A 26,046-nucleotide genomic window follows, 5' to 3' on the forward strand; every position below is an offset into this window, starting at 1 on the left:
CCAGGCTCCAATTACAAGAAAACCCGACTAGTAATAGTCGGGTTTTTTTACGTCTGCAGAAAAGTAATATTCAGCCCTTAATACGTTTTCCCATCCTTTAAATAGATTACTTGATTATGTGGCTTGGTATTAGCTATAACTTAGTTAGACTATCTATATAGCTTTTCATTGAATTACGTTTCGTAAGTTCGGTTCTAGCTAGCTACACAAGTAGGTTTAGGCTTTGAAAAGCTCGTTTAATATATTAAATAAGCTTTGTAATTAGCTTATAGTTTACTTAAATCGTTTAGTTTTAATAAGCCACCTAAAAAGGCCAAGGGCAAATAGCAAAGCGGTGGCGACATCTGATTAAACCCATAGAATTCGTAAAGGTTGATCGCCAATGCTGCCATTGTGTAGCGGATGCAACCATTTTTTAAATTTACTGGCAACGCGCATCTTATCTATATTAAAAACACTTATGAGCTCTCCTGTGTTTGCATTTACTTGTACAAAACTGTGAGGAAAGCGATAAGAGGGATCGCTTTTGGTTTTGAACCTAAAACGATATACCGCATTGTGATTTGACGGGTGTCTACCCATGCAAGGCGTGTATTTGGCATGGCCTTTTGTGCTGTACTAAGTGCTGCTGATAAAGAATTACTATTCTTTGATTTTACGGTTGCGCTATTAGATTTGTCTATATTTCCAAGAAGGGCTGTTATTAAAGGATCGGTTTGTTTGGGTATTGCCAGCATTATACCGGTTGCTGTTAAGAGGATTAAAGGCAGAGCAAAAGTTAAACCAAGTAGCTTATGTCAGTCATACAACAAGCCCAGTGAAGATCTGCGCGCTTTAAACTGTAATGCCTTAGCCCAGTCCTTTTTTAGGCCTCCAAGCGTATAGGCATGATATGAGGAGTGTAAGGCTACCTATTACTACATAGCCGATAACGATTGTTCCAGTGTTGCCTGCAAGTAACGAAAAGTGCACGTTATAAATCCAGGTAACAAAGTAGTTACCCCATACTTTCTCACGGAATATATGTTTGCTATCAAGGCTTAGCCAAACCATTAGCGGTGCAAAAGCGTGCTCCACGGTTTTGTTTTGGTTGTAATATCTTGCGGGGATATAATGTTTATCTTTGGTGGTTTCTAAACGCCACGAGCCTTGTTTATCTGGGTAGTGAGTTTTTAACGTTTGATATGCGGTATCCCAGTTTAAAGGCTTCGCTGTTTCTGTACTTAAATTACTTATAGTTTCATTTAGTTCGGGGTAATAAACGAGTATAGAACCAGTTAGGGCGATGACTCGAGTAAACCTCCAATAGATAAGACTAGATATAAATGTACATGTCTTGTTATTTTCGCCATGATCCATTAAAAGGCATAAAAGAGTAACCACTAAAAGTATGCAGTATAGGGAGTACGTATTGTATCTTTGTTTAATAGAAAAGAGCTGAGACAAAATGTTGCAGCAATAAAATTAGCGTGGCAAACAAAAACACCAGCTTTATAAGCTGGCGTTTAAATCAGGCTCGGTAATTAATTATGCTTTTGGGCCTGCATTTTTTATATCATCTGAGACATCGTATTTAGCAAAGTTTTCAGTGAAGTCAGCGGCAAGTTTTGCTGCATATTCATTATATTTTGCTTTATCTTCCCATGTATTAATTGGGTTAAGTAGCTTGCTATCCACACCTGGGACTTCCATTGGTACGTCTAGGTTTAATACATCGATATGCTGAGTCTCAACATTGGCAAGCTTACCAGATACAATTGCATCAATAACTGCGCGAGTAGTTGGGATGTCAAAACGTTTACCGGTTCCGTATGGGCCGCCAGTCCACCCTGTATTTACAAGGTAAACCTTTGCGCCAAATTCGCGTACACGCTTCATTAGTAGCTCTGCGTATACACCTGCAGGGCGAGGGAAGAAAGGGGCGCCAAAACACGTTGAGAATGTAGATTCTATATCGCTAGTTGAGCCAATCTCTGTTGAGCCTACTTTAGCCGTGTAACCACTTAAAAAGTGAAAAGCAGCGGCTTCTTCGCTAAGCACTGAAACCGGTGGTAAAACACCGCTTACATCACAGGTTAAAAATACAACAGCTTTAGGCTCGCCAGCACGGTTTTCTACTTTTCGCTTTTCTACGTGCTCTAGGGGGTAAGCAGCACGGCTATTTTGCGTTAAGCTTGTATCATTAAAGTCAGGTGTGCGCGTTTCATCCAATACAACATTTTCTAAAATTGTACCAAAGCGAATAGCATTCCAAATCACTGGCTCATTTTTTTGTGAGAGGTCGATACATTTAGCGTAACAGCCGCCTTCGATATTAAATACGCTTCCTGGTGCCCAACCGTGTTCGTCGTCACCAATTAAAAAGCGTGTAGGATCGGCTGATAAAGTCGTTTTACCAGTGCCTGATAAGCCAAAGAACAATGCTGTATCACCTGCTTCGCCAACATTAGCTGAGCAATGCATAGGTAATACACCTTTAGCAGGGAGAAGAAAGTTTTGAACGGAGAACATCGATTTTTTCATTTCACCGGCATAACGCATACCGGCAAGTAACACTTTGCGTTGAGCAAAGTTAATAATAACTGTACCGTCGCTGTTGGTGCCATCACGCTGTGGATCACATACAAACGAAGGTACATTCATTACCTGCCATTGGGGTAAATCAGATGCATTATAGTTTTTAGGCTCAATAAACATGTTTTTAGCAAAAATATGGTGCCACGCTGTTTCTGTAGTAACAACGACAGGTAGATAGTGCTCAGGGTCTGCGCCAACTTCTAGGTGAGAGGTGAAGTGGTCATTACTTTGCACATGTGCTTCTACGCGAGCCCATAAAGCGTCAAATTTGTCTGCATCGAATGGGCGGTTTACATTACCCCATTGGATATCATCTTGTGTTGTTGCTTCTTTTACAATAAAACGGTCTTTTGGCGAGCGACCAGTACGCTTGCCTGTAAATGCAACAAAGGCTCCATTTGCGGCTAGTGTCCCTTCGCCACGACGAATCGCGTGCTCGACAAGTTCAGCTGCGGTTAAATCGACAAAACGTGTTGCGCTTGTAGTCATGTTTATACCTAACTATGTGTGAGAGTTTGAACGGGATAGCTCTGGGTTCTTAGTTCCCTTAAGCTGAAATTATAGTAACAGAAGGATTTGAGATATTCGAGCCTGTAAAGGCCCTAAAAACACATATATTTGCTAAAAAACATGAATAATTTCAATGATACCGGTGTCAGTAAATTAACAAAATTCATGACACCGGTATCATCATTTTATAATATAAAACCGCATATTTTGCGGCTTTATATTTAACTATGAAGTGGGAGTCTAATTAAAAATATTTTTAATATCTTGCTCGTCAAATATATATTCTTTTAAGCAGTAGTGGCAGCTAATATTCACTGTGCCATTTTCAGCAACGTCGTCAAGTAACTCTTGCTGACCTACATTTACTAACGCGGCGATAGTTTTATCTCGGCTGCAGCCACATTTAAATGTAATAGCTTGCGGGTCAAACACGCGTGGATTATCTTCGTGGTATAAGCGTGTTAAAACCGTATTAGCATCTAGTTCTAATAGTTCTTCGGGTTTTATTGTATCGCTCAGAGCCTCTAAGTGGGTAAAGTCATCTATTGACTTTTGTTTATCCACTGGCAGTACTTGTAAAAATAAGCCACACGCTTTCGCTTTACCTTCGCTTGTATTAGTTGCAAACCATAGTCGAGTTTTTAACTGTTCTGATTGCTCAAAGTAGCTTTCAATGCATTCACTTAATGTATCGTGCTCAAGAGGTACTATGCCTTGGTAACGCTCCCCTTTAGTTGGGGTAATCGTAATTACCATGTAGCCTTTGCCTACAAGCTCTTTAACTGTTGAGCCGCTAACCTCGCTTTGCATGCGGGCAATACCACGCATGTTTTGCTTATCATCACCGTTAATAACAGCGTATTTAACAGGGCCATCGCCTTGTAGCTGAACGGCTATTTCACCTTCAAATTTTAAAGTTGCAGTCAATAAACACGTTGCAACGAGTAATTCACCTAATAATGCTTTAACTGGCTCAGGGTAATTATGATTAGCTATCATCTCGTTGTAGGCGTGTTCAATTTGAACGAGTTCGCCACGAACATCGAGTTTGTCGAATAAATAACGGTGAAGTAAATCTTGTTGCATGAGCGGCTATACCTAACTTGATTTCATTTTTAAAAGTTCGCGCCTTTGCTTTTTATCTGGCTTTTTATCCGGATGTGGAGCAAAGAAACTGTTGTTTTTGCGTGCGATGGCGTTTTCTTCGCGTTTTGCAATACTTGCGTCAGTTTCTTGATACAAGGTCTGTGCAATGGGGGCGCTTTGGCGTTTTTCAAGCACTTTAAGAACCTTGATAAGCTTTTCATCAACGCCCTGAGTAAGTTTTATGGTCGCGCCAACCTCCACAATTTTACTCGCTTTAGTACGTTGTCCATTATAATGTACTTTGCCGCCTTGTACCATTTCGCGCGCAAGCGCACGGGTTTTGTAAAAGCGCGCGGCCCACAACCACTTATCTAAGCGAACTTTTGGCTCACTACTGTGGTCTGAGTCGGCATTGGTATTATTTTTTTTACTCATTAGGCTTCTTCAATCGACTATTTATATATCGTAAAATTTATCATGAAATCATCGTAGGATGAAGGTATGACGGCGCGTGTTGTTTTTTTAGTCAACATTACATTGCCATATTAATCTGTTTACAAAGTTTAATATTAGTGTGCTTGTTGAATGAAAAATGAAAGGGTACTATGGGTACGCGCTTATGCAGTAAATTAAAATAAGAACATTATTATGGAACAGCAAATTCAACAGCTTAAACAATTTTTAACACGGCTACCCCATGCTAAATTAAGCGCAGTAGTTACGCTGTTAGTTGTTGTTTACCTTGCTTATTTATTCTCAAAGCTAGTATGGCTAGTTTGGCCTCAACCTATCGCAACACCGCTTTCACCTTTACATTATTCAAACCAAACAAAGGCTTCAAGTGCGACTTCTGTACAAAGCATTATAGAGCAATTTTTGTTTGGTAAAAAAACTGTAACAAATGAAACTAATACTGCACAGCAAAACGAAGTAATTAATAATGCGCCAGAAACACGCTTGAGCATTAACTTAACTGGCATTGTTGCGGTGAGTAATGACGATAAAGCAGGTGTAGCTATTATCGAATCACAGGGGCGCCAAGTAAGCTATCTTGTTGAAGAAGTTGTGCAAGGAACACGTGCAAAAGTTGCACAAATACTCCCCGATCGCGTTATTTTAAGTGTAAATGGGCGATTTGAAACGCTAATGCTAGATGGTCTAGACTTTACAAAAAAAGTGTCTATGCCTGTGCTAGCAGCCCGTGAAGAACAAGATATGGGACCACAAAAGTTAAAGCAAAGCGAGTTGCAAATTAACGCAACCGCTGACCCTGATGTAAAAGAAGCAATAAAAGAAACACGAGAAGAGCTACTAAGTGAGCCTGGAAAGTTATTTGATTATATTCGTGTTTCACAAGCAATGCGTGATGGTGAATTAATTGGCTATCGTTTAAGCCCCGGTAAAGAGCCAGCATTGTTTAAGCAAATGGGTTTACAAAATAATGATTTAGCCGTGGCTATAAACGGTTACCAATTAACAGATTTACAACAGGCAATGGCAGCTATTAATGAGCTGCGCAACACTAGCGACGCTACAATCACGATAGAACGTGACGGTGAGCAAATCGATGTGCAATTTAGCCTGCAATAACTTAGCTTTGGAGTTTTAACATAATGGTTCAGGTGCTACACCTCAAAAAAATTAAAAAAGGGTTAGCTAAGTACGCAGCGCTTTTTTTAGCAGCCAGTATTTCGTTGTCGGTTTCAGCTGTTGAATATGCTGCAAACTTTAAAGGCACAGATATCAACGAGTTTATAAATATTGTTGGTAAAAACCTTAATAAAACAGTGATCATTGACCCAAATGTGCGCGGTAAAGTAAACGTACGCAGTTATGAGTTAATGGATGAAGCGCTGTACTACCAATTTTTCTTAAATGTACTTGAAGTGTATGGCTACTCAGCAGTAGAAATGGACAACGGTATTATTAAAATTGAAAAAAGCTCTGACGCTAAAAAATCAAATGTACCGCTAATTACCGAAAACAGCGCTGCATCGGGCGATATGATGATCACCCGTGTGGTACGGGTTAAAAATGTAAGTGTTCAAGAACTTGGTCCATTAGTGCGCCAGTTTAGCGATCAAAAAGACGGTGGCCATGTAGCAAACTTTAATGCAGCCAATGTCATGATGCTTACTGGTCATGCTGCGTCGGTTAACCGCTTAGTGGAAATTATTCGCTCGGTAGATCAAGCCGGTGATAAGCGTGTAGATATTGTTAAGCTTAAATACGCAACGGCAGATGACGTTGTATCGGTTGTTGAAAATATTTACAAAGACAGCGGCAAAGGCAGCGTACCAGAATTTTTAATTCCTAAGGTGGTTGCGGATGGCCGTACAAATAGCGTAATTGTAAGCGGTGAAGGGCAGGCCCGTACCCGGGCTATAGAACTAATTAAGCGACTAGATGGCGAACTTGAAAGCCAAGGCAACACCAAAGTATTTTACTTAAACTACGCCAAAGCAGAAGATTTAGTAAAAGTACTACAAGGGGTAAGTAAAACGCTTGCAGAAGATGGCCAAGGCACAAGTAAAACTCGTACAAACAATAAAAACGATGCCAGTATTGAAGCACATCCAGATTCAAACTCGTTAGTTATTACCGCTCAGCCCGATACCATGCGTTCATTAGAGACCGTAATTGATAGGCTCGACATTCGCCGCGCGCAAGTACTTGTAGAGGCCATAATTGTTGAAGTAATGGAATCAGATGGCGTCAACTTAGGTACGCAATGGATTTCAGAAGATGGCGGTATGCTGCAATTTAACAATGGCTCAACGGTACCAGTAGGCTCATTAGCGGTTGCCGGTATTCAAGCGCAAGACACCACAACCACCCAAACCATAATAGGTACAGAAACCGGTAATGTTACCAGCTATGATGAAACGACCGAGGGTGACTACACTGCACTTGCTTCATTACTAAGTGGTGTAAATGGCTTAGCATTTGGTTTAGTTAAAAACGACTGGGGTGCCATTATTCAAGCTGTTTCAACCGATACCAACTCAAATATTTTAGCTACGCCTTCTATTACCACCATGGATAATGAAGAAGCGTCGATGATAGTGGGTCAAGAAGTGCCCATTATTACTGGTTCGCAAACAGGTAGTAATAACGACAACCCATTTCAGACCATTGAACGCCAAGAAGTAGGTGTAAAGTTAAAAGTAACCCCACAAATTAATGATGGCTCAGCAGTACAATTATTAATTGAACAAGAAGTATCAAGTGTAAGTGGTGCAACCGCTGTTGATATTTCTGTTAATAAACGCGCTATTACCACAACCGTTATGGCTGATGATGGTGGTATGGTTGTGTTAGGCGGCCTAATTGATGAAGACGTACAAGAAAGTGTGTCTAAGGTGCCAATTTTAGGTGATATTCCAATTTTGGGTCACTTATTTAAGTCAACGAATACCACCAAACGCAAGCGTAATCTTATTGTATTTATTCGCCCAACTATTATTCGTGATGGCGTTAATATGAACAAGTTAAGCTTTAATAAGTACAACTTTATCCGTGGCGAGCAAATGAAAGAAAAAGAAGATGGCATAGAACTGATGCCAAATTCAGATGTTCCTTTACTTCCATCGTGGGATGATGAGCTTATTTTGCCACCAACTTATGAAGAGCACTTAAAAGCATTAAGCTCTAAAGAACGTGCAGAGCGTGAAGATGACTAGCGCAATAGAACAAATAAACGAAGAAGTGGTTCATCGCAGTGATGAACCGCGATCTGAGGAGTTACTGACAAGTAACGACTTAGTTGAGTTGCCTCCAAAACGTTTACCTTTTTCCTATGCGCGCAGAGCGGGTGTACTGCTTAGTAAAAATAATGAACAGCAAGTTGTGTATTACCGCGGCGAGCTAGATGTTGAAGTATTGTTAGAAGTGCGTCGTATTGCAGGGAACGGCTTTACTCTCGAGCAATTAGCTGACGATAAATTTGAGTTACTATTAGAGGCGGCGTATCAGCGCGATAGCTCTGAAACACAACAAATGATGGAAGATATTGGTAACGAGGTTGATTTATTCTCCCTTGCCGATGAGCTCCCACAAACCGAAGATTTATTAGCCGGCGATGATGATGCGCCTATCATCAAGCTAATCAACGCCATGTTAAGCGAAGCAATTAAAGAAGGTGCATCCGATATACATATCGAAACCTTTGAGCAAGAGCTTGTGATTCGTTTTAGGGTTGATGGCGTATTAAAAGAAGTGCTTAAACCTAATCGTAAGTTAGCCTCGTTATTAGTATCGCGTATTAAGGTAATGGCGAAACTAGATATAGCAGAAAAACGTATTCCGCAAGATGGCCGTATCAGCCTGCGTATTGCAGGGCGTGCAGTAGATGTGCGTGTATCTACTATGCCATCTAGCTTTGGTGAGCGTGTAGTACTGCGTTTACTTGATAAAAATAATGCCCGCTTAAACCTAGAAGATTTAGGCATGACGCCGCAAAACCGAGAGTTGTTTGCTGATTTAATTAGTAAACCACACGGTATTATTTTGGTTACTGGCCCAACGGGGTCTGGTAAAAGTACCACTTTGTACGCCGGTATGAGCCAAATAAACTCTCGCGATCGCAATATTTTAACGGTAGAAGACCCAATAGAGTACGAAATTCCGGGGATTGGCCAAACACAAGTAAATACCAAAGTAGACATGACCTTCGCCCGCGGGCTTCGCGCAATATTACGTCAGGATCCCGATGTAGTCATGGTTGGTGAAATACGTGACCTTGAAACCGCGCAAATTGGCGTGCAAGCATCACTTACAGGTCACTTAGTGATGTCTACACTTCATACCAATACCGCCTCGGGCGCAATTACCCGTATGGAAGACATGGGGGTAGAACCATTCTTACTTTCATCGTCATTGTTAGGCGTGCTGTCGCAGCGCTTGGTACGTACTTTATGTAATAGCTGTAAAGAAGGTCACACTGCTGATGAACGTGAATGTGAGCTACTAGGTGTCCCTTTTGATAGCGCACCTACAATTTACCGCGCAGTAGGGTGTGAAGAGTGTAACTTTAATGGTTACCGTGGCCGTACTGGTATTCATGAATTACTGGTGGTTGATGAAGAAATACGCGAAATGATACACAGTGGCAAAGGCGAACAAAGTGTTGAAAAATACATTCGCCAAAAAAGCCCAAGCATACGCCAAGATGGCTGCAGCCGGGTACTGGCAGGCAAAACAACCCTTGAAGAAATTCTACGCGTTACCCGTGAGGAAGCCTAACCATGGCGGCGTTTGAATACCGTGCCCTTGATGGCCGAGGGAAAGAGCAAAAAGGCATTTTAGAAGCCGATACAGCCAAGCAAATTCGCCAAGCGCTGCGCGAAAAAAAACTTACGCCGCTTGAAGTTGTCCCTGCAGCAGAAGGGGAAAAACAAGTTAGTGGCGCAAAAACGCCGTTATTAAGTCGTTTTTTTAAACCCAGCGTATCGACCTCCGATTTAGCCCTTATTACGCGCCAGCTTGCTACCCTCATTCAATCGGCGTTACCTGTTGAAGGGGCCGTAATGGCGGTGGCAGAGCAATGTGAAAAGCCTCGCTTAAAACGTATGCTTATGTCGGTACGTTCAAAGGTAGTAGAGGGTTACACTCTGGCCGATGGTATGAGTGAATTTCCTCATGTATTTGATGATTTATACCGAGCAATGGTAGCCGCAGGTGAAAAATCAGGGCACCTTGACCAAGTATTAAATCGCCTGGCCGATTACACCGAACAACGTCAACACATGCGCAGCCAAATTACTCAAGCCATGGTTTACCCCACCATTTTGGTTATTTTTGCTATTGGTATTGTGTCGGTGTTGCTCGGTACTGTGGTACCCAAAATTTTAAAAACCTTCGAAAAAACGAAGCAAGTACTGCCTTGGACGACCGAATGGGTTATGGCAGGCAGTCACTTTGTACAAAATTATTGGTTTATAAGTTTGTTAGTCATTACTGCGCTGGCAGTAGGCATTAAACATGCACTTAAACAACCTAAAATTCGCTTTTGGTGGGACGACCGCGTTCTGCACATGCCTGGTTTTGGTAAAGTAGCGCGGGGTATTAATACAGCACGTTTTGCTCGTACACTCAGTATTTTATCGTCAAGCTCAGTGCCACTACTTGAAGGAATGCGTATTTCGGGTGGTGTATTAGCCAATGAAAAAATGAAAAAGTCGGTGGCCGATGCTGCCGATAGAGTCAGTGAAGGTGCAAGCCTGAGAGCGGCCTTACAGCAAACTAAATTATTTCCACCGATGATGCTACACATGATCGCCAGCGGTGAAAAATCAGGTGAGTTAGAACAAATGTTAGAGCGCGCGGCTAATAACCAAGACCGTGAGTTTGAAAGCATGGTAAACGTATCATTAAAATTATTAGAGCCAGCAATGATTGCCTCTATGGCAGTGATTGTTTTGTTTATAGTAATGGCTATTTTACAGCCAATAATGGCAATGAATAAAGCAGTAGGACTTTAAGCTTTAAGGGGTTAGCTAAGTGAATATTTACTTAGATGATGCCAAATTAAATTATGTTTTTGGAAAATGAGGTATTTACGTGAATAAACAATCAGGTTTTTCTTTACTCGAAGTAATGGTGGTATTGGTTATTATCGGGATGATTATGTCAATTGTGGCGCCTAATATTATGGGCCAACAAGAAGAAGCTGCTATCGATAAAGCACATTTAGATATTCAACAGCTTGAAGATGCAATGAGCTTATACAAGCTAAAAAATAAGAGCTACCCAAGCACAGAGCAAGGTCTTGAAGCACTGGTAAATAAAACCAGCATTGAGCCAATTCCTAAGCGTTTCCCCGATGGTGGTTTTATTAATGAATTACCAGAAGACCCATGGGGTAATGCTTACCAGCTAATTAGCCCAGGCGAAATTGGCAAGTTTGATATTTTTTCAATGGGACCCGATGGCGAAGCTGGTACCGATGATGATATTGGCAACTGGAACGAAGACGAGCAATAAATGCGACTTAACCAAGCAGTACGGTTAAATACGATTGCACGAGGCTTACTATGCAAGTAAGCCTTAATCGTATGCGCGCCCACCATCGTGGGTTTAGCTTAATAGAAATTTTAGTGGTACTGACTATTATCGCATTTGCGACCAAAATGGTGGTATACAGCTTAGAAGGCGGCGCCGAAGATGAGCTTGATACTCAAGCGCTTAGGCTGCATACCACCATTAACATGGCCTCTGAATTTGCTATTTTAAATCAAATAGAACTTGGCTTAATGGTTGAAGAAAACACCCTTGAGTTTTTAGTATTTGATGGCGAAAAATGGATTACCTTTGACCGCGAAGACCTTTACAAACCCATTGAGCTTGATGAACGGCTAAAACTCACGCTCAATTTAGAAGATTTAGCCTGGTCACAAGAGAACTTACTTGAGCAAGCTAATTGGCGTGAGCTAATGAGCGGCGGCGATGACGATAGCTTATTAGAGCTTGAAAAACTAAAAATACCGCAAGTCCTTATTTTATCATCTGGTGAGGTTAGCGCCTTTCAGCTTATTATTGAATTAAAAGAGCAAAGTGAGCCTGTGTATTACATTGAAGGGGAATTTACGGCCCCTGTTAATTTGCGAAAAGAGCCATAATAATGAGGCTAAATAAAGGCTTTACCTTACTCGAAGTGCTTGTAGCGTTAAGTATTTGTGCTATGGCTGGGATTGCGGCTATGCAAGCAACCGGCGAGCATATAAATCATTTAACCACACTTGAAGAGCAAACGTATGCATCGTGGGTGGCAGAAAATGTGCTCGTGGAGCAGCGTAGCAAAGGTAAAGATTGGCAGGCTAAAAATGGCGCGCGTGGCAGCGAAGTAATGGCGGGCGTTGAGTGGTTTTGGAAGCAAGAAATAGCAAAAACAGCAGACAAAAGCTTTGTAAAAGTGACCATAAATGTTTTTAGCGATGAAAAATATGAGCAATCGATGTACGAGCTTTCAACTTATTTAAATAAAGGCAGCTAATAAGTGAAGCAGCGCGGATTTACATTAATCGAAGTATTAGTTGCTATGGCTATTTTAGCGGTGGTGATTATGGCGACTCACCAAATTTTAGACTCAACCACCAAAGCAAAAGAAGCCTCTGATGAAAAAATAGCGGAGCTTAACGGCCTACAAACCGCATTTAGGTTAATGGACCAAGACTTTAGCCAAATGACCCAGCGCACTGTACGTAATGAAGCCGGTGATGCACAAGCGCAATACTTACTAGCAGGGCGTTATTTATTAGAAAGCCAATACGATGGTATTGCGTTTGTACGCGATGGCTGGGTAAACCCGATTAATTTGCTGCCTCGTTCTGAGTTACAAGCTGTAGGGTATAGAGTAGTTGATGACAATTTAGAACGTGTATACAGAGTGTATGTAGATCAGCTTGATAATATGGAGCCGCGGGTACAAGTTGTTTTAAAGGGTATTGAAGAGCTTAAATTTGAATTTTTAGATGCCAACAACGAATGGCAAGAGCAATGGCAAATAAAAGCGTTACCTAAAGCGGTTGCAGTTACTTTGCAGCAAATTGAGGCAGAGCCTATTCGTCGTGTTTTTTTAGTACCCGGGCAGGGCAAAAACAGCGGGGAGAGTAATTAATGAATAAGCACAAAACTCGCGGTGCCGCATTAGTTATTGTGCTGTTTATTGTTGCACTGGCCGCGATATTAGCTGTAGAAATGAGTGCTAATTTAATGGTGCAGGTTCAAAAAAGCACTAACCTGCAAGGTCATCAGCAAGCAAAGTGGTATGCCTACGGCGCTGAAGAGCTGGCGATAAAGGCACTAAAGTTAAGTAAAGACGATGATCCTGACAAAACCTCATTAGATCAGGTTTGGGCCACGCAAGGCGACACTCAATACCCTGTAGATAACGGTACGCTAAGCGGTAAAATTACTGACTTACAAGCGTGTTTAAATTTAAATGCATTAGGGGAAGCGCCAGACCCAAACTCTACGAGCAAAACCAACCCTGCCCATAAAGCACTGTTTGCATTATTAGAAAACATTGAAGATTTACCTGCCGAGGAAAGCGAAGAAGCAATGGCAGACAGTGTATTTGACTGGCTTGATGAAAACAGCATTACCTATCGTTCAGGCGCTGAAGAAGACGAGTATTTATCTCGGGATTACCCTTATATGAGCGCAAATAGTTTATTTGCATCACCTTCTGAGCTGCGTTTGGTAAAAGGTTTTAATCCGCTAGTAATGGAAAAGGTATTACCTTTTGTGTGTGTTATCCCGGGGTCTCCCTTATTATCGATTAACGTCAATACGTTACTTCCCGAACAAGCACTTATTTTAAGTGCCATGATTGACGAATTATCGTTATCGGGCGCGGAGGCGGTTATAGCAGCGCGTCCTGAAACCGGATTTGATAGCGTAGATGAATTTTTTTCCGAGGTACAGCAGCAAGGCGGTACAAATTTAGATTCGGTTAAAGCGTTATTTAGTATTAACAGCGAATATTTTAAATTACAAACGCAGGCGACATTTGTCGATTTGCGTTTTTCGATGACCACATTACTTCATGCCAAAAATGGCGAAGTAACGATACTGGCGCGAAAATTTGGAGGCGTACAGTGACAGAAATACTGCTGATCCGCACGGGTCAAACAGAGCAAGATAAATTAAATTGGTTAATTTATTCACCACAAGAACAAGAAATAATTGCCAGTGGGGAATTAGCCGATGCAAGCCGTTTAAGTGAGCTAAGTGAAAAAGCGCAAACCCGCGAGGTAGTGGTATTAATGCCTAGCGATCAGGTGCAGCTTAAAACAGTGGCGTTACCAACTAAATGGAATCGTAAGTTAGAGCAAGCGTTGCCATACATGCTCGAAGAAGATATTGCGTGTGATATAGACGAGCTATTTGTCGCAATTGGCGAGCCCACCATGATTAATGAGCAGCATGCAATTAAAGTTGCCCTAACTGACCGCGCGTGGTTTGAGGCTTGGCTTGCTTTATTTTCAGAGCATAATTTGGCGGTATACACCATTTTACCTGATGCTCTGCTACTGCCTACCAGCGAGGATGATACATTAACCGCCATAGAGCTTAATAATCAGTGGTTATTTAAAAGAGGCGATTGGCATATTAGTGCTGTTGAAAATAGCTGGCTAAGGGATTACTTAAGTGCGCTTGGTGAGCCGAGCGTAAAGCACTATAGCCCAGCTAATCAGTTTCCTGAAAGTATTAACCTTATTGCTCAAACAAGTGACTACGATTTACCATTGGCCTTATTTGCCAAACAACTTACCAGCGTTAAATTTAATTTACGTCAAGGTATGTACCAGCTTAAAAAGAAAAGTGCACTGTGGTGGGGTTATTGGAAGGGCGCAGCCATTATTACCGGTGTTGCTTTATTTGCTACCATTGCAATAAAGCTGATTGAACTAAATCAACTTAACTCGCGTGTTGAGCTTGCTAAAGCCCAGGTGGTAGATAGATACCAAAAAGCATTCCCAGGAACTAAAGTACGTCCTAACTTAATTAAAAGCCAAATCAGGGGCGCGCTTAAAACCATTAATGGCGAAAGTGAAGCCGGGTTTTTAGATTTGACCAGCGAATTAGTTGGCGTATTTTCGCAAATAAGCGAATTTACGCCAGAAACCCTACGTTACGATAAGCGCCGTAATGAGCTGCGAATACGCGCACGCGCAAAAGATTTTCAAACGTTTGGTAAAGTAAAAAGTATACTGGAGCAACAAGGATTAACGGTTGAACAAGGGTCGTTAAATAACGATGGCGACTTTGTAGTAGGCGAAATAAAACTGCGAGGTGCAGTATGAAAAAGCAGATAATGCAATACTGGCGCTCATTAAAAGAGCAAGAGCAGCAATTGATTATGGTTGCTGGTGGTATATTTGTTGTTTTTGTTTTAGTAATGGGCATTTTTAGACCTTTAAATAACGCCATAGATAAAGCCAAAAAGTCGTATGTCACTCAACAAGAACTGCTCGTATGGGTTGATCAAAGCATAGTAAAGTTAAAAGCGGCGGGTAACACGCAGGCAATTAGCAATCAAAACATTAGCCAAGTGGTTAATTCAACGCGTAGTCGCTACCGTATTACTATTAGTAAAATGCAGCCTAACGATAACTCGTTACGTTTAACGCTTGATTCGGTAGAGTTTAATCAATTAATAGAATGGTTAGATGAACTGGTTAATCAGCATGGCTTAAGAGTAGAGAACCTGGATTTAAGCAAAGATGATAAATCAGGGTTTGTACGTGTAAGTCGCTTAGTACTAGAGAAGTAATGAATGAAAAAAATAATAATATTATCAGTGGTATTTTTTATTAGCTTTATTGTGTTTTGCATAATGAAATTACCAGCGGCCATTGCGTTAGACCTAGCTAAGCCGTACCTACCAAAGCAGCTTGAAATAGGCCAAACCGTAGGGACTGTGTGGCAAGGTCAAATGATGCAGGTGCGCTATCAAGACGAACAGCTAAATAATGTTCGCTGGGATATTGCTGGCTTGCAGTTATTTACTGGCAATTTAAATGCTAACTTAAAATTTGGTAACCCGCGTGAGCGTAGCGATATTTCGGGCTATGCTGATGTGAATTACGGACTATTTAATAATGTGGTTACCGTTACCGATGGTATAATTCGCTCGACCGTAGAGCGTGCCATGCAACGTATTGCATTACCTATACCGGCTACCGCCAAAGGTCGTGTCATTTTAGAGCTGAATGAGTACACCTCAGGTGTGCCTTATTGTGAGTCATTAAAAGGCGAGATTGCCAGCCCAAATATAGATGTTAAAGGCTTTAATGGCTGGTTTAATATTGGGCCACTGAGTGGCATGTTAAGCTGTAAGTCGGGCGATATAGCCATTTTGGTCGACCCAGATAACACCTTAGGCCTTGAAGCCGACGCAACACTTAAAGCTAACTTTGACTTTAAAGTAGCAGGCTATGTTAAACCTGATGCCAGCTTACCCAAAGATGTGCACGACGCGGTTAAGTTTTTAGGCCGCCCTGATGCACAGGGCCGCTACCCACTTAATTTTTAATGTAACAAAAGAGATTTAATGCAATTACCACAGTTTAACGAACAACACGCACAGCAATTAAGTGCATTTTTGAGTACACAACCTCAGGCTATGTCATTAACAAAAAGCCAAGGCTATCTATTTGGGGTTATTTGCTCGCCAAGCCCATTAGAAGTTCACCAGTGGTTAGCGCATATCGTGCCTAATACGGCTAACGATTTAGACGAAGAAATACTGTTTTTATTTATGGCGTTGTACCATCAAATTAGTGAGCAAGTATTTGAAACAGGTTACAAGTTACCCGCTGATTTTGACCTTGAGTATACCCAAGCCTGGAGTGAAGGTTTTTTACGTGCTACTCAAGAATACGCACAACCTCTATTAACAGCTCCTGCGTTAGAGCCTCAGTACAAAGAAGCACTAGAGAGTGCGCTAAGTACGCTTAGCTTTTTTGCTGTTGATGAGCAAACAAGAGTGCAAATTGCGCAGCAAAACAACATGACACTCGAAGCCTTATATCAGTATCAGTACGAATCAATGGGCGACTTTGCATTAGGTTTTGCCGAGCTAATTGAGGTGGTGGCCATAAACAGTGGGCTGATTACAGATGAAGGGTGGGAAGAGTAGCCTTTAGGTATTAAACGGCGCTTAGGATAATTAAGCGCCAAGTTCTAAAATAATATCAGTGCAGCCTTTTTTACACTTAACAACACCTTTACCCGGTTCATTGGTGGCTAAATCGAGTGTTAACACCTCGCCGCACTGCTCACAGTACAAGGTTTTTCCTTGCGATAGCTTTTTAAGTATTGTGCGCTGTTTCTGAAAAGAGTCACTCGCTTTTTTGTTTAGTTGCGAAAAATCCACTACTTAGCTCTCTTTTGATCTAATGCATCCGATACAATTTTACACACTGTATTTAAACGCTCTTCGTAAAAATATAAATTTAAGTCACGCTCGCGGCAATAACGTAAATGAAATAACTGCACTGAATCATCAGTGGTAAAGGTTTTTTCAATATATTCGTTCTCAGACTCAGATAGCTTTAATGCACTGCTAATACGGTTTTTAGCCATATTGGCTGCAGGGCTACGGTTTATTTTGCTCGCATCACTTAAAAAACCCACACCTTCACCTAATAGCTTTTCACGGGGCTCTTTGACTAATGGGTGATCAATAGTAAAAAACGCAAGGATCAAAATGACCAATATAATAAATTTTTTCATAAATGCGTAAACCTTGATCTTAATGGGGTAATTTTAGCAAGCAGTGTAATAAACTGCATTTTAAAAGCAAGTAACTGAGATGAATAAATTATTAGCAATCTATACCTGTAATTTTAGCCAGCATTGTTATAATAGCCAACAGCAGTTAGATATTTCTGAAATATCTGAAAGTATTCAAACAGCTGATTATTTAAACTAATCACACTTACCATTAACGAACTACAGTTACTGTATAGAATACGCACATATTGCTACGTTTTTATTTCCAAGCGGCGTTGAGGAACTTCGATGGACAAGCAAATTAAAGTAAAGAATATACCTGCAGAGGTTAAAATCCAACAACCGGATTTAAGCCGTCAAGACGACAGGTTTAATCCACGTAACCGAATTTATGTTCGCGCAGTAAAAGGGCTTCATCAGTTACTTAGACAGCGTATAGGTTTATTAGGCATGCTTGCTTTTATGCTTTTGCCTTGGATAAATTTTAATGGCCAGCAAGCTGTGTTATTTGATTTAGTAGGTCAAAAGTACAATATTTTTGGGCTAACGCTGTGGCCGCAAGATTTCACTATATTAGCCTTTATATTTATGTTGGCCGCGTTTGCACTCTTTTTGGTTACTACCTTTTATGGAAGAGTATGGTGTGGCTATACCTGCCCGCAAACGGTATGGACCTTTATATTTATTTGGTTTGAAGAAAAGTTTGAAGGCACAGCGAATCAGCGTAAAAAGCTAGATCAACGCCCGATGGACTTTGATAAGTTTTGGCGAAAAACATCAAAGCACACCAGTTGGGTTTTATTTGCCTTATATACGGCGATTTCGTTTGTCGGATACTTTACGCCTATCCGTGAATTACTCCCTGACTTTGTTACTTTTAATGTAGGTGGCTACGCGCTGGTAAGTATTGTTTTCTTTGCCGCGTGTACCTACGCTAACGCAGGGTGGATGCGTGAAATTATGTGTTTACACATTTGCCCCTATTCGCGTTTTCAATCGGCTATGTTTGATAAAGACACTTACACCGTAACGTACGATGAAAAACGCGGCGAAAGCCGAGGCCCACGTTCGCGTAAAATTGCCCACGAAGATTTAGAAATGGGCGACTGTATAGACTGTAACTTATGTGTGCAGGTGTGCCCTACAGGGATAGATATTCGTAATGGTTTGCAAGCCGAGTGTATTAACTGTGGTGCATGTATTGATGCCTGCGATGGTGTAATGGATAAAATGAATTATCCGCGTGGTCTTATTTCTTATACTACAGAGCGTAATCTCGAAACACCTGAAAATAAAACCAACCCACTGCGAGCTAAAATCATAGGTTACACGGTCATTCTGGTGGTGCTTACCAGTGCGCTGGTGGCTAACATTGCATTTAGAAAGCCTATGGACTTTGACATAATACGAGACCGTAACCAACTGTATCGTGTTGACTTTAATGGCTTGGTAGAAAACACCTATACATTAAAAGTAATCAACAAGGCGCAGTACGAGCAAACCTTTAATATTGATGTTCAAGGCCTTGAAAACTTTAAGTACATTGGCAAACAAACATTTACAGTGCAAGCAGGGCAATCGCATAATGTGCCACTGTCACTTGTGATGGACCCGTATGATTTAAAAGCGCCAATGACGGAGTTTAACTTTGTACTTTCACCGGTTAATGACCCCGATGAAAGCATATCGCAACCGAGTAATTTTTTTAAAGCGCGATAAACACACTAACAAAAGCGGGGTAACCCGCTTTTTACATTAAGAAGCCCATGAGTAAATTTAGTTTTGAAGATTTAACGCCCGACTTAATTCTCGATGCGATAGAAAGCGTTGGTGTATATGCAGAGTCAGGTTTATTAGCACTTAATAGCTACGAAAACAGAGTCTACCAATTTAAGGCGGAAGATGGCCTGCGCTACGTTGTTAAGTTTTACCGACCTGAGCGCTGGAGCAAAGCGCAAATACAAGAAGAGCATGACTTTGCATACGAGCTTGCCGAGGCTGAAGTACCCGTTGTTGCACCCATTAAGCACAACGGAGAAAGCTTATTTGAGCACAAAGGTTATGTATTTGTGTTATTTCCAAGTGTAGGCGGGCGGCAGTTTGAGGTGGATAACTTAGATCAGCTTGATGTAATGGGTCGTTTAATTGGCCGAATGCATCAAGTAGCTAAAAGCAAAGCATTTGAGCACAGACCCACGTTTAGCTGCGAAGAATATTTGCATACAGCTAAAGTTCATCTGCAAAAAAGTAATTTGGTACCTATGGGGATCAGCACGGCTTTTTACACCATATTGGACTTGGTTATTGAGCAAGCGCAAGCTCAGTATAAAAATGTGCAAACGATACGCTTACATGGTGATTGCCACGCAGGTAATATTTTATGGGCAGGCGAAGCACTTATGTTTGTTGATTTAGATGACGCTCGCCAAGGGCCGGCCATTCAAGATTTATGGATGATGCTCAGTGGCGATCGTCAAACACAGCTGTTACAGTTAGACACCCTTGTAAATGCGTATGAAGAGTTTTGTGATTTTGACCACGCTCAACTCAAATTAATTGAACCGCTTCGTGCAATGCGTATTATTCACTATATGGGTTGGGTGGCTAAACGATGGAGTGATCCGGCGTTCGTACGGAACTTTTCATGGTTTGCTGAAGACAAATACTGGGAGCAACAAATTTTAGCGCTCAAAGAGCAACTTGCCGCATTGCAAGAAGCCCCGCTGAAGTTATTGCCATAAAATTTTATTTAAAAAGTACACGAGATACCAATGCTTAAAAAATTGAAACTGAGCCTATTACTTTTATGCTTACCATTTGCAGCCTTTGCTGCACAGTTTGAAGCCGATAACCAATATACTGTTATTGATGTAGAAAAAAGCGCAGAGCCGCAAGTAACCGAATTTTTCTCGTTTTACTGTCCGCATTGTTTTAAATTTGAGCCTGTTGCAAAGGCAATTGAAAAAAGCCTACCTGCGGGCACTGAATTTATAAAAAACCACGTTAATTTTTTAGGTGGCGTATCACCACAGGCACAAAGCAACTTAAGCTACGCCTACTTAATCGCTAAAAAGCACGGTCAAGCACAAAGTATCAGCGACCAAATTTTTAAAAGTATTCATGTACAGCGCGCACCTTTAACGCAAATGAAAGACGTTAAAAAATTACTTGAAGTTAACGGTATCGATAGCGCAACGTTTGATCAAGACATTGCCAGCATGCCAATTATTTCAGCTGAGCGCGCAATGCAAGACAAACAAAATAAATATTCAAAACTAGGTGCGCTAACTGGTGTGCCTACCTTTATCGTAAACGATAAATATAAAATAAACATTAACACCATTAATAACCAGCAAGAACTGAATGAGTTAGTTGCGTTTTTATTGACACTTTAATCTCGGAGAACAATAACAATGATCAAATTAGTTAAAGCAGGTTTACTTGCATTACTACTGCCTATGGCTGCTAGCAGTGTAGCTGCCACTTATGAAGAAGGCGTGCATTACGATGTGGTTGCAGAGCGCGCCACTAAAAAGCCAGAGGTAAAAGAGTTTTTCTCATTTTATTGCCCTGCTTGTAATAACATGGAAGCATTAATTGGTGAGTTTAAGCCAAAGCTAGACAAAGACGTTAAATTTAAAAAGAGCCATGTTGATTTTGTCGGTGTTCGCGATCCAGAAAACCAACAAATGATGAGCCAAGCGTTAGCCACCGCGGAAGTACTTCCACAAAAAGATAAAATTGTTGCGGCTATTTTTAATCATATCCACACTAAGCGCGCTAAATTTAACGAGCTTGCAGATGTAAAAGATGTGTTTGTAGCGCAGGGCGTTGATGGCGATAAGTTTGATAAACTATACAAAAGTTTTTCGGTACGTACATTAAGCTCTAAAATGAAGCGTGACCAAAATTACTTTAAAGAAAAAGGCGCGCTACGTGGCGTACCAACCTTTATCGTAAATGGTAAATACAAATTAAACCTAGGCCGTGAGTCTGGTATTACTGCGCCAGAAGATATTAGTAAATTAATTAACTATTTAGCGAACAAGTAAGATTTGCTAAAACCAAAAAAGCTCCGTAAGGAGCTTTTTTGTTTATAGGGATATAGTAATGGAAAAAATATTAATATCGAGTTGTTTATTTGGCTTACCTGTTCGATACGATGGTAAAAGCCAAGCATTATTACACCCGCAAATTAATGTATGGCGTAAAGAAAATAGGTTAGTTATGTTTTGTCCTGAGGTGGCTGGTGGATTGCCAACCCCTAGAGCATCAGCAGAGATAAAACAAGGCAGAGTAGTAACGAGCACTTATGAGGATGTAACTAAAGAATTTAAATCAGGTGCAGCTAAAGCCCTAGACTTATGTAATGAGCATGCAATTCGTTTTGCTTTACTTAAAGAGTCGAGCCCTTCGTGTGGTAGAAATACAATTTATGATGGTAGCCATAGTGGGGTAAAAGTACAGGGCATGGGTATGACTGCTAAGTTGCTGATGGAGCATCAAATTGAAGTGTTTAGTGAAAATCAAATACCAGCACTTATAAAGGTGCTGGCATTATAATATTAACTCACTATTTTCTTTGTAAGAAAACACCCGATTCTATGTGATGCGTATAAGGGAACTGATCAAATATCGCAAAGCGCTTAACATGATGAGTGCGGGTTAAATGATCTAAATCGCGCTCAAGTGTGTCTGGGTTGCACGATATATAAATAATGTTCTCGTAGTTGGCCACTAAGTCACATGTAAGGGTATCCATACCTGCACGTGGAGGGTCGACTAAAATAGTTTGGCAATCGTAACTTTTTAAATCTATCCCCTCTAAACGCGAAAAGGTACGTTCACCATTCATTGCCTGGGTAAACTCTTCACTCGACATGCGAATTATATCTAAGTTATCTACTTTATTTTTAGCAATGTTGTATTGCGCTGAATGCACAGAAGACTTAGATATTTCAGTAGCTAATACGCGATTAAATGAACCCGCTAATGCGATAGAGAAATTACCATTACCACAGTAAAGCTCCAGTAGGTCATTTCTAAGTGGTTTACATAAGTCTTGTGCCCACTCCAGCATTTTTATATTCACTTTAGCGTTAGGTTGCGTAAAGCTATTTTCTACTTGTTGATAAATAAGCTCCTGGCCGTTTACGGTTAAACGCTCAGTAACAAAATCATTGCCTAGTACTTCTTTTTGTTTGCGCGCACGACCGATAAAGTCAATATTGTACTTACTGCTCAGTTTTTCTTTCAGGGCTTTTATTTCAGTTAGCCACTGATCATCGAGTGGTTTGTGATAAAGCAAGCTTACTAAAATTTCGCCACTTAATGACGATAAGTAATCGATTTGAAACAGCTTACGACGTAATACTTCACATGACTTTAAATTATCAATCATCACCTGCATAACTTCACCAACTAATGGCGCTGCAGGGTCAAAGGTGTCGACGCGAATTTTTTCTTTCGTGGCCTGATCAAACATAATATGAAATAGATCATCCCCATCGTGCCATACTCTAAATTCAGCACGTTGGCGGTAGTTAATTGGCTCAGAGCTAAACACCTCTAACGCTTGCACACCAAATCGCTTAAATTGCGACGTAATACGCTGCTCTTTCTCAGTTAGCTGCGTATCGTACTGTGTGGTATCTATTTTAATCACTGCCATTAATGCTACTACCTTATCTATGAGATCTATTTATCGGCGCTATTGTAGGGAGCGAGCAGTATTTGTCTAGTTTTGCTGATAATAAAGTTGCTGTTTTTTTAAACATACACTTTAGTTTTATCACTATTAGCCGATAATAAGCTAAGTTTGTAACGGAGGTGGATCATGAAAATCGGTAATTATGGCTATACGCCAAACAACAACGTAAACAAATTCAATAATAAAGAGGCGCTACAGCAGCCAACAATCCAATCTCCGCAAGAAAGTTCATTACAGCGAGGCAGAGAACTTGCTGCAAAAGTGCTTGGCGACAAAATGGCAGAGCAGCTAGGTTTACCTGTTGAGCAAAAACAAGCCGATAAACCTTTATTCGATTTTGATGAAATAGTAAAAAATGTACTCGACTTTGTCTCGGGCGCAGTTAATAAAGCCAAAGCCAATGGAGCCGATGACGATAAATTAAAAAATATGTTAGACGATGCGCGCACTGGAGTTCAAACCGGTATAGACGAAGCGGTTGATGAACTAAAAGGCACCGGTGTATTTAACGAAGAAATGCAAGAGGGCATCGATAAGTCAAAAGAAGGCATTTTTGAGGGGCTTGATGAGTTTGAGCAAACTCTATTTAATCCACAACCGGCCAGTGTAAGCGTAAGCCAAGCACAATATGTAAGTATGAGCAGTAACGCCGAGTATAAGTTTACAACAGCCGAAGGTGATGAAGTCAGTATTAGCTTTGCTGATGCATATGAGTCGCAAACAGCGAGCGGGTATCAGCAAAGTAATAACAGCGAATCGTTTGCCAGTTCATCGTCGCAATCTCGTGAGCTGTCTTTTTCAATGTCAGTTAATGGTGATTTAAACGAACAAGAGCAAAATGCTATTAATGCCATGATGGAAGAGCTACAAGGTGTAAGTAAAACATTCTTTAGTGGTGACTTAGATGAAGCGTTTGAAAAAGCACAAGAGCTGAGCTTAGGCAGTGAGCAACTTGTTGCATTTTCAATGGATCTTCGCCAAACAAAAACAGTTGCTACCGTTAAAAGTTATGAGCAATATCAGCCAAACCCAACAAAAGAGGTAGCCGATGCGATCGCACCTTTTAATGACGATCTAAAAAATGCATTTAATAAAGCATCGCAACTAGGCCTACAAGATCAGCTTGCCGGTATTATAGAGTGGCTAAACCAAGATCAAGCAGCGGTCGATCAGCTCGTTGATTACACCCAAGCAATGTTTGAAAACCTAAACCAATTGAATTCAGCGGGCGAGTCACTCGACGCACTAAAGTCTGAGCAAAGCTAAACTGCTTTCTTTTATAAAAACCTCATGGCAAACTGCCGTTCTTAGTAAACAGTAGGAACCAAAGTTTGTCAGCCCACATAATGGTATTTGATTCAGGTATAGGTGGCACCACTGTGCTTGAGCATATTCAAAAGCGTATTCCAAATGCACAGTACAGCTACTTTATGGATAATGCATTACTCCCTTATGGCGCGCAAACTCAGCAAACTATTATAGGCCGCTTATGCTCACTCATTTATTTTATTGAGCAAAATGCGCTTGGTGTCGATCTTATTGTTATAGCTTGCAATACAGCTTCTACATCAGCCTTAAGTGAAGTACGCAAAATTACTTCAATACCTATAGTCGGCGTAGTGCCGGCAATAAAACCTGCTGCTGAAGAAACCCGCACAAAGCACATCGGCTTATTAGCAACCCCTGCCACAGTGGCAAGCCACTATACTCATACACTAATAAAAGAGCATGCCAGTAAGGTAACAGTGAGTTTATATAGCAGTGTGGAGCTGGTGGCATTGGCAGAGCAGCTATTTTTTTCTCAAAAACTAGATACATTCAAACTACATAAAGAGCTTACGCGTTTGCGCATTAACTCAGATATAGATGTACTTGTACTAGGTTGCACACATTTTCCAATCCTTAGCAACGCTCTACAAGCGCACTTTAATAACTCAGTGCAATTACTCGATTCAGGCGCGGCCATTGCCAGCAGAGTAAACTATCTATTAGATCAGCATAACTTTGGAAATAAATTTACAGACAAAAAAAAGCCGCTGCAATATTATGCAACGGCTAATGTTTTGAGTAATAAGCTAGCTATAAAGCACGTTACACTGATTGATCCGTCCCAGTGCGTAAAGAGCTAGAATCATCTTCTTGTTTTTGTTTCGCCTCACGCACTTTTAAAGTACGCTGTTGAAACTCACTATCGTTTAACTTAGCAATTGCATTGTCTGCATCTGCCTGCGCCATTTCAACAAAACCAAAGCCACGACGTTTGCCAGTATTTTTATCCTTTAATAGGCGCACGTTGAAAACTTTACCTTGTTCTTCAAACAAAGCGCGAACAACCCCTTCATTTGCACGATAAGGAAGATTACCAACATAAAGTGTTTTTGTTTTTACTTCAGCTTCTTCACCACCTTCCGATGACATTGCAGCAATAGCAATCCCACCAATTAATAAACCAGCACCAAATAGCAATGCTGGGCTTAAAGCTAAGCTGCCTAAAGCAAACTCAACAATAACAAAACCAACTACAGCAAGAATAACAGAGAAGATAAAAGATTTTTGATCGGGTAATTTCATTTTAGATCTACCAATAAACAGGAAATAAACATTAATTTAACATTGTGAACTTGCTATCTTAACGTCTTAAACGAACATAGCAATGAAATTTATATTAAATAATAAAAATCAGTATAAAAAAGCATCATCTTAGCCGGTGATTTAGCTAGTTTTACGCTGTTTTGCTTTATTTTTGTTCGAACAGTAAAAAGATCTAAAAAAAGGGTTGATCTGTTTTCGGATCTCCCTATAATGCGACCCCACTGAGACGGGGAACGCCAACGCATAGCGAGGCGCGAGCTGCTCAGAGAGTTAAGTAAAACTTCGGTTTTAACAGCTTTCGAGTTTAGCAAAGTTAAGTGTTGACGAGG

28 protein-coding genes and 1 pseudogene are annotated in these 26,046 nt (G+C 40.8%); 20 read left to right on the top strand and 9 right to left on the bottom strand.

Features of this window, described 5'->3' with window-relative positions; all coding sequences use genetic code 11:
- Nucleotides 1-849: 849 nt before the first annotated feature.
- The 4 genes from CWC16_RS20295 to hslR all read right to left on the bottom strand — a co-directional run bounded on the left by CWC16_RS20295 (nt 850) and on the right by hslR (nt 4,608).
- On the bottom strand, nt 850-1,359 hold the full coding sequence (locus tag CWC16_RS20295; protein ID WP_249929303.1) for a PepSY domain-containing protein: 510 nt from the start codon (nt 1,357-1,359) through the stop codon (nt 850-852).
- Nucleotides 1,360-1,527: 168 nt separating this feature from the next.
- Nucleotides 1,528-3,066, bottom strand: a complete 1,539-nt coding sequence (locus CWC16_RS17630) for a phosphoenolpyruvate carboxykinase (protein WP_138542482.1) — start codon at nt 3,064-3,066, stop codon at nt 1,528-1,530.
- A gap of 261 nt (nt 3,067-3,327) precedes the next feature.
- A complete protein-coding gene (gene hslO / locus CWC16_RS17635) occupies nt 3,328-4,173 on the bottom strand; it encodes an Hsp33 family molecular chaperone HslO (RefSeq protein ID WP_138542483.1) in 846 nt (281 codons plus the stop codon).
- Nucleotides 4,174-4,185: 12 nt separating this feature from the next.
- Complete coding sequence (hslR, locus tag CWC16_RS17640) at nt 4,186-4,608, bottom strand: ribosome-associated heat shock protein Hsp15 (RefSeq protein WP_138542484.1); 423 nt, start codon at nt 4,606-4,608, stop codon at nt 4,186-4,188.
- 213 nt (nt 4,609-4,821) lie between these two features.
- Here hslR and gspC point away from each other — a divergent pair, with 213 nt between their 5' ends.
- The 13 genes from gspC to CWC16_RS17705 all read left to right on the top strand — a co-directional run bounded on the left by gspC (nt 4,822) and on the right by CWC16_RS17705 (nt 16,819).
- Nucleotides 4,822-5,763: a type II secretion system protein GspC gene (gene gspC, locus CWC16_RS17645; RefSeq protein ID WP_138542485.1), complete on the top strand. Its 942-nt coding sequence runs from the start codon at nt 4,822-4,824 to the stop codon at nt 5,761-5,763.
- Nucleotides 5,764-5,786: 23 nt separating this feature from the next.
- Nucleotides 5,787-7,856 (top strand): type II secretion system secretin GspD, encoded by a 2,070-nt coding sequence (gene gspD, locus CWC16_RS17650; protein WP_055016762.1) that lies wholly within the window; start codon nt 5,787-5,789, stop codon nt 7,854-7,856.
- Complete coding sequence (gene gspE, locus CWC16_RS17655) at nt 7,849-9,417, top strand: type II secretion system ATPase GspE (RefSeq protein ID WP_138542486.1); 1,569 nt, start codon at nt 7,849-7,851, stop codon at nt 9,415-9,417. The genes gspD and gspE overlap by 8 nt, the downstream gene beginning before the upstream one ends.
- A gap of 2 nt (nt 9,418-9,419) precedes the next feature.
- On the top strand, nt 9,420-10,655 hold the full coding sequence (gspF, locus tag CWC16_RS17660) for a type II secretion system inner membrane protein GspF (protein ID WP_138542487.1): 1,236 nt from the start codon (nt 9,420-9,422) through the stop codon (nt 10,653-10,655).
- 79 nt (nt 10,656-10,734) lie between these two features.
- Nucleotides 10,735-11,157, top strand: coding sequence for a type II secretion system major pseudopilin GspG (gene gspG / locus CWC16_RS17665; RefSeq protein ID WP_138542488.1), 423 nt, complete (start codon nt 10,735-10,737; stop codon nt 11,155-11,157).
- Between the two features lie 50 nt (nt 11,158-11,207).
- Nucleotides 11,208-11,792 (top strand): type II secretion system minor pseudopilin GspH, encoded by a 585-nt coding sequence (gspH, locus tag CWC16_RS17670; RefSeq protein WP_138542489.1) that lies wholly within the window; start codon nt 11,208-11,210, stop codon nt 11,790-11,792.
- A 2-nt stretch (nt 11,793-11,794) separates the two neighbouring features.
- Nucleotides 11,795-12,166, top strand: a complete 372-nt coding sequence (gene gspI, locus CWC16_RS17675) for a type II secretion system minor pseudopilin GspI (protein ID WP_138542490.1) — start codon at nt 11,795-11,797, stop codon at nt 12,164-12,166.
- A 3-nt stretch (nt 12,167-12,169) separates the two neighbouring features.
- A complete protein-coding gene (gene gspJ, locus CWC16_RS17680; RefSeq protein WP_138542491.1) occupies nt 12,170-12,790 on the top strand; it encodes a type II secretion system minor pseudopilin GspJ in 621 nt (206 codons plus the stop codon).
- Complete coding sequence (gspK, locus tag CWC16_RS17685; RefSeq protein ID WP_138542492.1) at nt 12,790-13,776, top strand: type II secretion system minor pseudopilin GspK; 987 nt, start codon at nt 12,790-12,792, stop codon at nt 13,774-13,776. The genes gspJ and gspK overlap by 1 nt, the downstream gene beginning before the upstream one ends.
- On the top strand, nt 13,773-14,981 hold the full coding sequence (gene gspL / locus CWC16_RS17690) for a type II secretion system protein GspL (protein WP_138542493.1): 1,209 nt from the start codon (nt 13,773-13,775) through the stop codon (nt 14,979-14,981). Before gspK ends, gspL begins: the two co-directional genes overlap by 4 nt.
- The gene (locus CWC16_RS17695) at nt 14,978-15,451 is read left to right on the top strand and encodes a type II secretion system protein M (RefSeq protein ID WP_138542494.1); all 474 of its coding nucleotides are present in this window, start codon (nt 14,978-14,980) and stop codon (nt 15,449-15,451) included. The genes gspL and CWC16_RS17695 overlap by 4 nt, the downstream gene beginning before the upstream one ends.
- 3 nt (nt 15,452-15,454) lie before the next feature.
- Nucleotides 15,455-16,213: a type II secretion system protein N gene (locus CWC16_RS17700; RefSeq protein WP_138542495.1), complete on the top strand. Its 759-nt coding sequence runs from the start codon at nt 15,455-15,457 to the stop codon at nt 16,211-16,213.
- A gap of 18 nt (nt 16,214-16,231) precedes the next feature.
- On the top strand, nt 16,232-16,819 hold the full coding sequence (locus tag CWC16_RS17705; protein WP_138542496.1) for a UPF0149 family protein: 588 nt from the start codon (nt 16,232-16,234) through the stop codon (nt 16,817-16,819).
- 30 nt (nt 16,820-16,849) lie between these two features.
- Here the strand turns inward: CWC16_RS17705 and CWC16_RS17710 are convergent, their stop codons facing one another.
- Nucleotides 16,850-17,056 (bottom strand): hypothetical protein, encoded by a 207-nt coding sequence (locus tag CWC16_RS17710; protein WP_055016773.1) that lies wholly within the window; start codon nt 17,054-17,056, stop codon nt 16,850-16,852.
- Nucleotides 17,056-17,415 (bottom strand): hypothetical protein, encoded by a 360-nt coding sequence (locus CWC16_RS17715; protein ID WP_138542497.1) that lies wholly within the window; start codon nt 17,413-17,415, stop codon nt 17,056-17,058. The genes CWC16_RS17710 and CWC16_RS17715 overlap by 1 nt, the downstream gene beginning before the upstream one ends.
- Nucleotides 17,416-17,703: 288 nt before the next feature.
- Here CWC16_RS17715 and ccoG point away from each other — a divergent pair, with 288 nt between their 5' ends.
- Genes ccoG through CWC16_RS17740 form a run of 5 tightly spaced genes read left to right on the top strand, consistent with a single transcriptional unit; the run spans nt 17,704 to nt 21,978 of the window.
- Complete coding sequence (gene ccoG / locus CWC16_RS17720) at nt 17,704-19,134, top strand: cytochrome c oxidase accessory protein CcoG (RefSeq protein ID WP_138542498.1); 1,431 nt, start codon at nt 17,704-17,706, stop codon at nt 19,132-19,134.
- A gap of 47 nt (nt 19,135-19,181) precedes the next feature.
- Nucleotides 19,182-20,156 carry a serine/threonine protein kinase gene (locus CWC16_RS17725; protein ID WP_138542499.1) on the top strand — a complete coding sequence of 325 codons (975 nt, stop codon included), beginning with the start codon at nt 19,182-19,184 and terminating at the stop codon, nt 20,154-20,156.
- 30 nt (nt 20,157-20,186) lie between these two features.
- Nucleotides 20,187-20,810, top strand: a complete 624-nt coding sequence (locus tag CWC16_RS17730; RefSeq protein ID WP_138542500.1) for a thiol:disulfide interchange protein DsbA/DsbL — start codon at nt 20,187-20,189, stop codon at nt 20,808-20,810.
- An 18-nt stretch (nt 20,811-20,828) separates the two neighbouring features.
- The gene (locus tag CWC16_RS17735) at nt 20,829-21,467 is read left to right on the top strand and encodes a thiol:disulfide interchange protein DsbA/DsbL (RefSeq protein WP_004588433.1); all 639 of its coding nucleotides are present in this window, start codon (nt 20,829-20,831) and stop codon (nt 21,465-21,467) included.
- Nucleotides 21,468-21,525: 58 nt separating this feature from the next.
- A complete protein-coding gene (locus CWC16_RS17740; RefSeq protein WP_138542501.1) occupies nt 21,526-21,978 on the top strand; it encodes a 2-thiouracil desulfurase family protein in 453 nt (150 codons plus the stop codon).
- A gap of 10 nt (nt 21,979-21,988) precedes the next feature.
- Here CWC16_RS17740 and trmA read toward each other — a convergent pair whose 3' ends face one another.
- Nucleotides 21,989-23,086, bottom strand: a complete 1,098-nt coding sequence (trmA, locus tag CWC16_RS17745) for a tRNA (uridine(54)-C5)-methyltransferase TrmA (protein WP_138542502.1) — start codon at nt 23,084-23,086, stop codon at nt 21,989-21,991.
- A gap of 165 nt (nt 23,087-23,251) precedes the next feature.
- Here trmA and CWC16_RS17750 point away from each other — a divergent pair, with 165 nt between their 5' ends.
- Together CWC16_RS17750 and murI are read left to right on the top strand one after the other, a co-directional pair.
- Nucleotides 23,252-24,391 carry a DUF5610 domain-containing protein gene (locus CWC16_RS17750; RefSeq protein ID WP_138542503.1) on the top strand — a complete coding sequence of 380 codons (1,140 nt, stop codon included), beginning with the start codon at nt 23,252-23,254 and terminating at the stop codon, nt 24,389-24,391.
- A gap of 65 nt (nt 24,392-24,456) precedes the next feature.
- Complete coding sequence (gene murI / locus CWC16_RS17755) at nt 24,457-25,254, top strand: glutamate racemase (RefSeq protein ID WP_138542504.1); 798 nt, start codon at nt 24,457-24,459, stop codon at nt 25,252-25,254.
- Here the strand turns inward: murI and CWC16_RS17760 are convergent.
- Nucleotides 25,217-25,696 (bottom strand): RNA recognition motif domain-containing protein, encoded by a 480-nt coding sequence (locus CWC16_RS17760; RefSeq protein WP_055020366.1) that lies wholly within the window; start codon nt 25,694-25,696, stop codon nt 25,217-25,219. The two genes, murI and CWC16_RS17760, sit on opposite strands and share 38 nt — an antisense overlap.
- An 89-nt stretch (nt 25,697-25,785) precedes the next feature.
- A pseudogene (locus CWC16_RS20060) lies at nt 25,786-26,046 on the bottom strand (hypothetical protein); the annotation flags it as partial.

The sequence above is a fragment of the Pseudoalteromonas sp. S3776 genome (genome assembly GCF_005886915.1).
In the GTDB taxonomy this organism is placed as follows: Bacteria; Pseudomonadota; Gammaproteobacteria; order Enterobacterales; family Alteromonadaceae; genus Pseudoalteromonas.

Coding starts and splice junctions, on each gene's coding strand:
- gspF (WP_138542487.1), top strand. CDS start 9,420: ATGGCGGCGTTTGAATACCGTGCCCTTGATGGCCGAGGGAAAGAGCAA.
- CWC16_RS17725 (WP_138542499.1), top strand. CDS start 19,182: ATGAGTAAATTTAGTTTTGAAGATTTAACGCCCGACTTAATTCTCGAT.
- CWC16_RS17730 (WP_138542500.1), top strand. CDS start 20,187: ATGCTTAAAAAATTGAAACTGAGCCTATTACTTTTATGCTTACCATTT.
- hslR (WP_138542484.1), bottom strand. CDS start 4,608: ATGAGTAAAAAAAATAATACCAATGCCGACTCAGACCACAGTAGTGAG.
- trmA (WP_138542502.1), bottom strand. CDS start 23,086: ATGGCAGTGATTAAAATAGATACCACACAGTACGATACGCAGCTAACT.
- gspI (WP_138542490.1), top strand. CDS start 11,795: ATGAGGCTAAATAAAGGCTTTACCTTACTCGAAGTGCTTGTAGCGTTA.
- CWC16_RS17700 (WP_138542495.1), top strand. CDS start 15,455: ATGAAAAAAATAATAATATTATCAGTGGTATTTTTTATTAGCTTTATT.
- gspD (WP_055016762.1), top strand. CDS start 5,787: ATGGTTCAGGTGCTACACCTCAAAAAAATTAAAAAAGGGTTAGCTAAG.
- gspE (WP_138542486.1), top strand. CDS start 7,849: ATGACTAGCGCAATAGAACAAATAAACGAAGAAGTGGTTCATCGCAGT.
- CWC16_RS17705 (WP_138542496.1), top strand. CDS start 16,232: ATGCAATTACCACAGTTTAACGAACAACACGCACAGCAATTAAGTGCA.
- CWC16_RS17735 (WP_004588433.1), top strand. CDS start 20,829: ATGATCAAATTAGTTAAAGCAGGTTTACTTGCATTACTACTGCCTATG.
- ccoG (WP_138542498.1), top strand. CDS start 17,704: ATGGACAAGCAAATTAAAGTAAAGAATATACCTGCAGAGGTTAAAATC.
- gspK (WP_138542492.1), top strand. CDS start 12,790: ATGAATAAGCACAAAACTCGCGGTGCCGCATTAGTTATTGTGCTGTTT.
- gspH (WP_138542489.1), top strand. CDS start 11,208: ATGCAAGTAAGCCTTAATCGTATGCGCGCCCACCATCGTGGGTTTAGC.
- CWC16_RS17715 (WP_138542497.1), bottom strand. CDS start 17,415: ATGAAAAAATTTATTATATTGGTCATTTTGATCCTTGCGTTTTTTACT.
- CWC16_RS17760 (WP_055020366.1), bottom strand. CDS start 25,696: ATGAAATTACCCGATCAAAAATCTTTTATCTTCTCTGTTATTCTTGCT.
- CWC16_RS17695 (WP_138542494.1), top strand. CDS start 14,978: ATGAAAAAGCAGATAATGCAATACTGGCGCTCATTAAAAGAGCAAGAG.
- CWC16_RS17630 (WP_138542482.1), bottom strand. CDS start 3,066: ATGACTACAAGCGCAACACGTTTTGTCGATTTAACCGCAGCTGAACTT.
- CWC16_RS17750 (WP_138542503.1), top strand. CDS start 23,252: ATGAAAATCGGTAATTATGGCTATACGCCAAACAACAACGTAAACAAA.
- CWC16_RS20295 (WP_249929303.1), bottom strand. CDS start 1,359: ATGGATCATGGCGAAAATAACAAGACATGTACATTTATATCTAGTCTT.
- hslO (WP_138542483.1), bottom strand. CDS start 4,173: ATGCAACAAGATTTACTTCACCGTTATTTATTCGACAAACTCGATGTT.
- gspC (WP_138542485.1), top strand. CDS start 4,822: ATGGAACAGCAAATTCAACAGCTTAAACAATTTTTAACACGGCTACCC.
- CWC16_RS17740 (WP_138542501.1), top strand. CDS start 21,526: ATGGAAAAAATATTAATATCGAGTTGTTTATTTGGCTTACCTGTTCGA.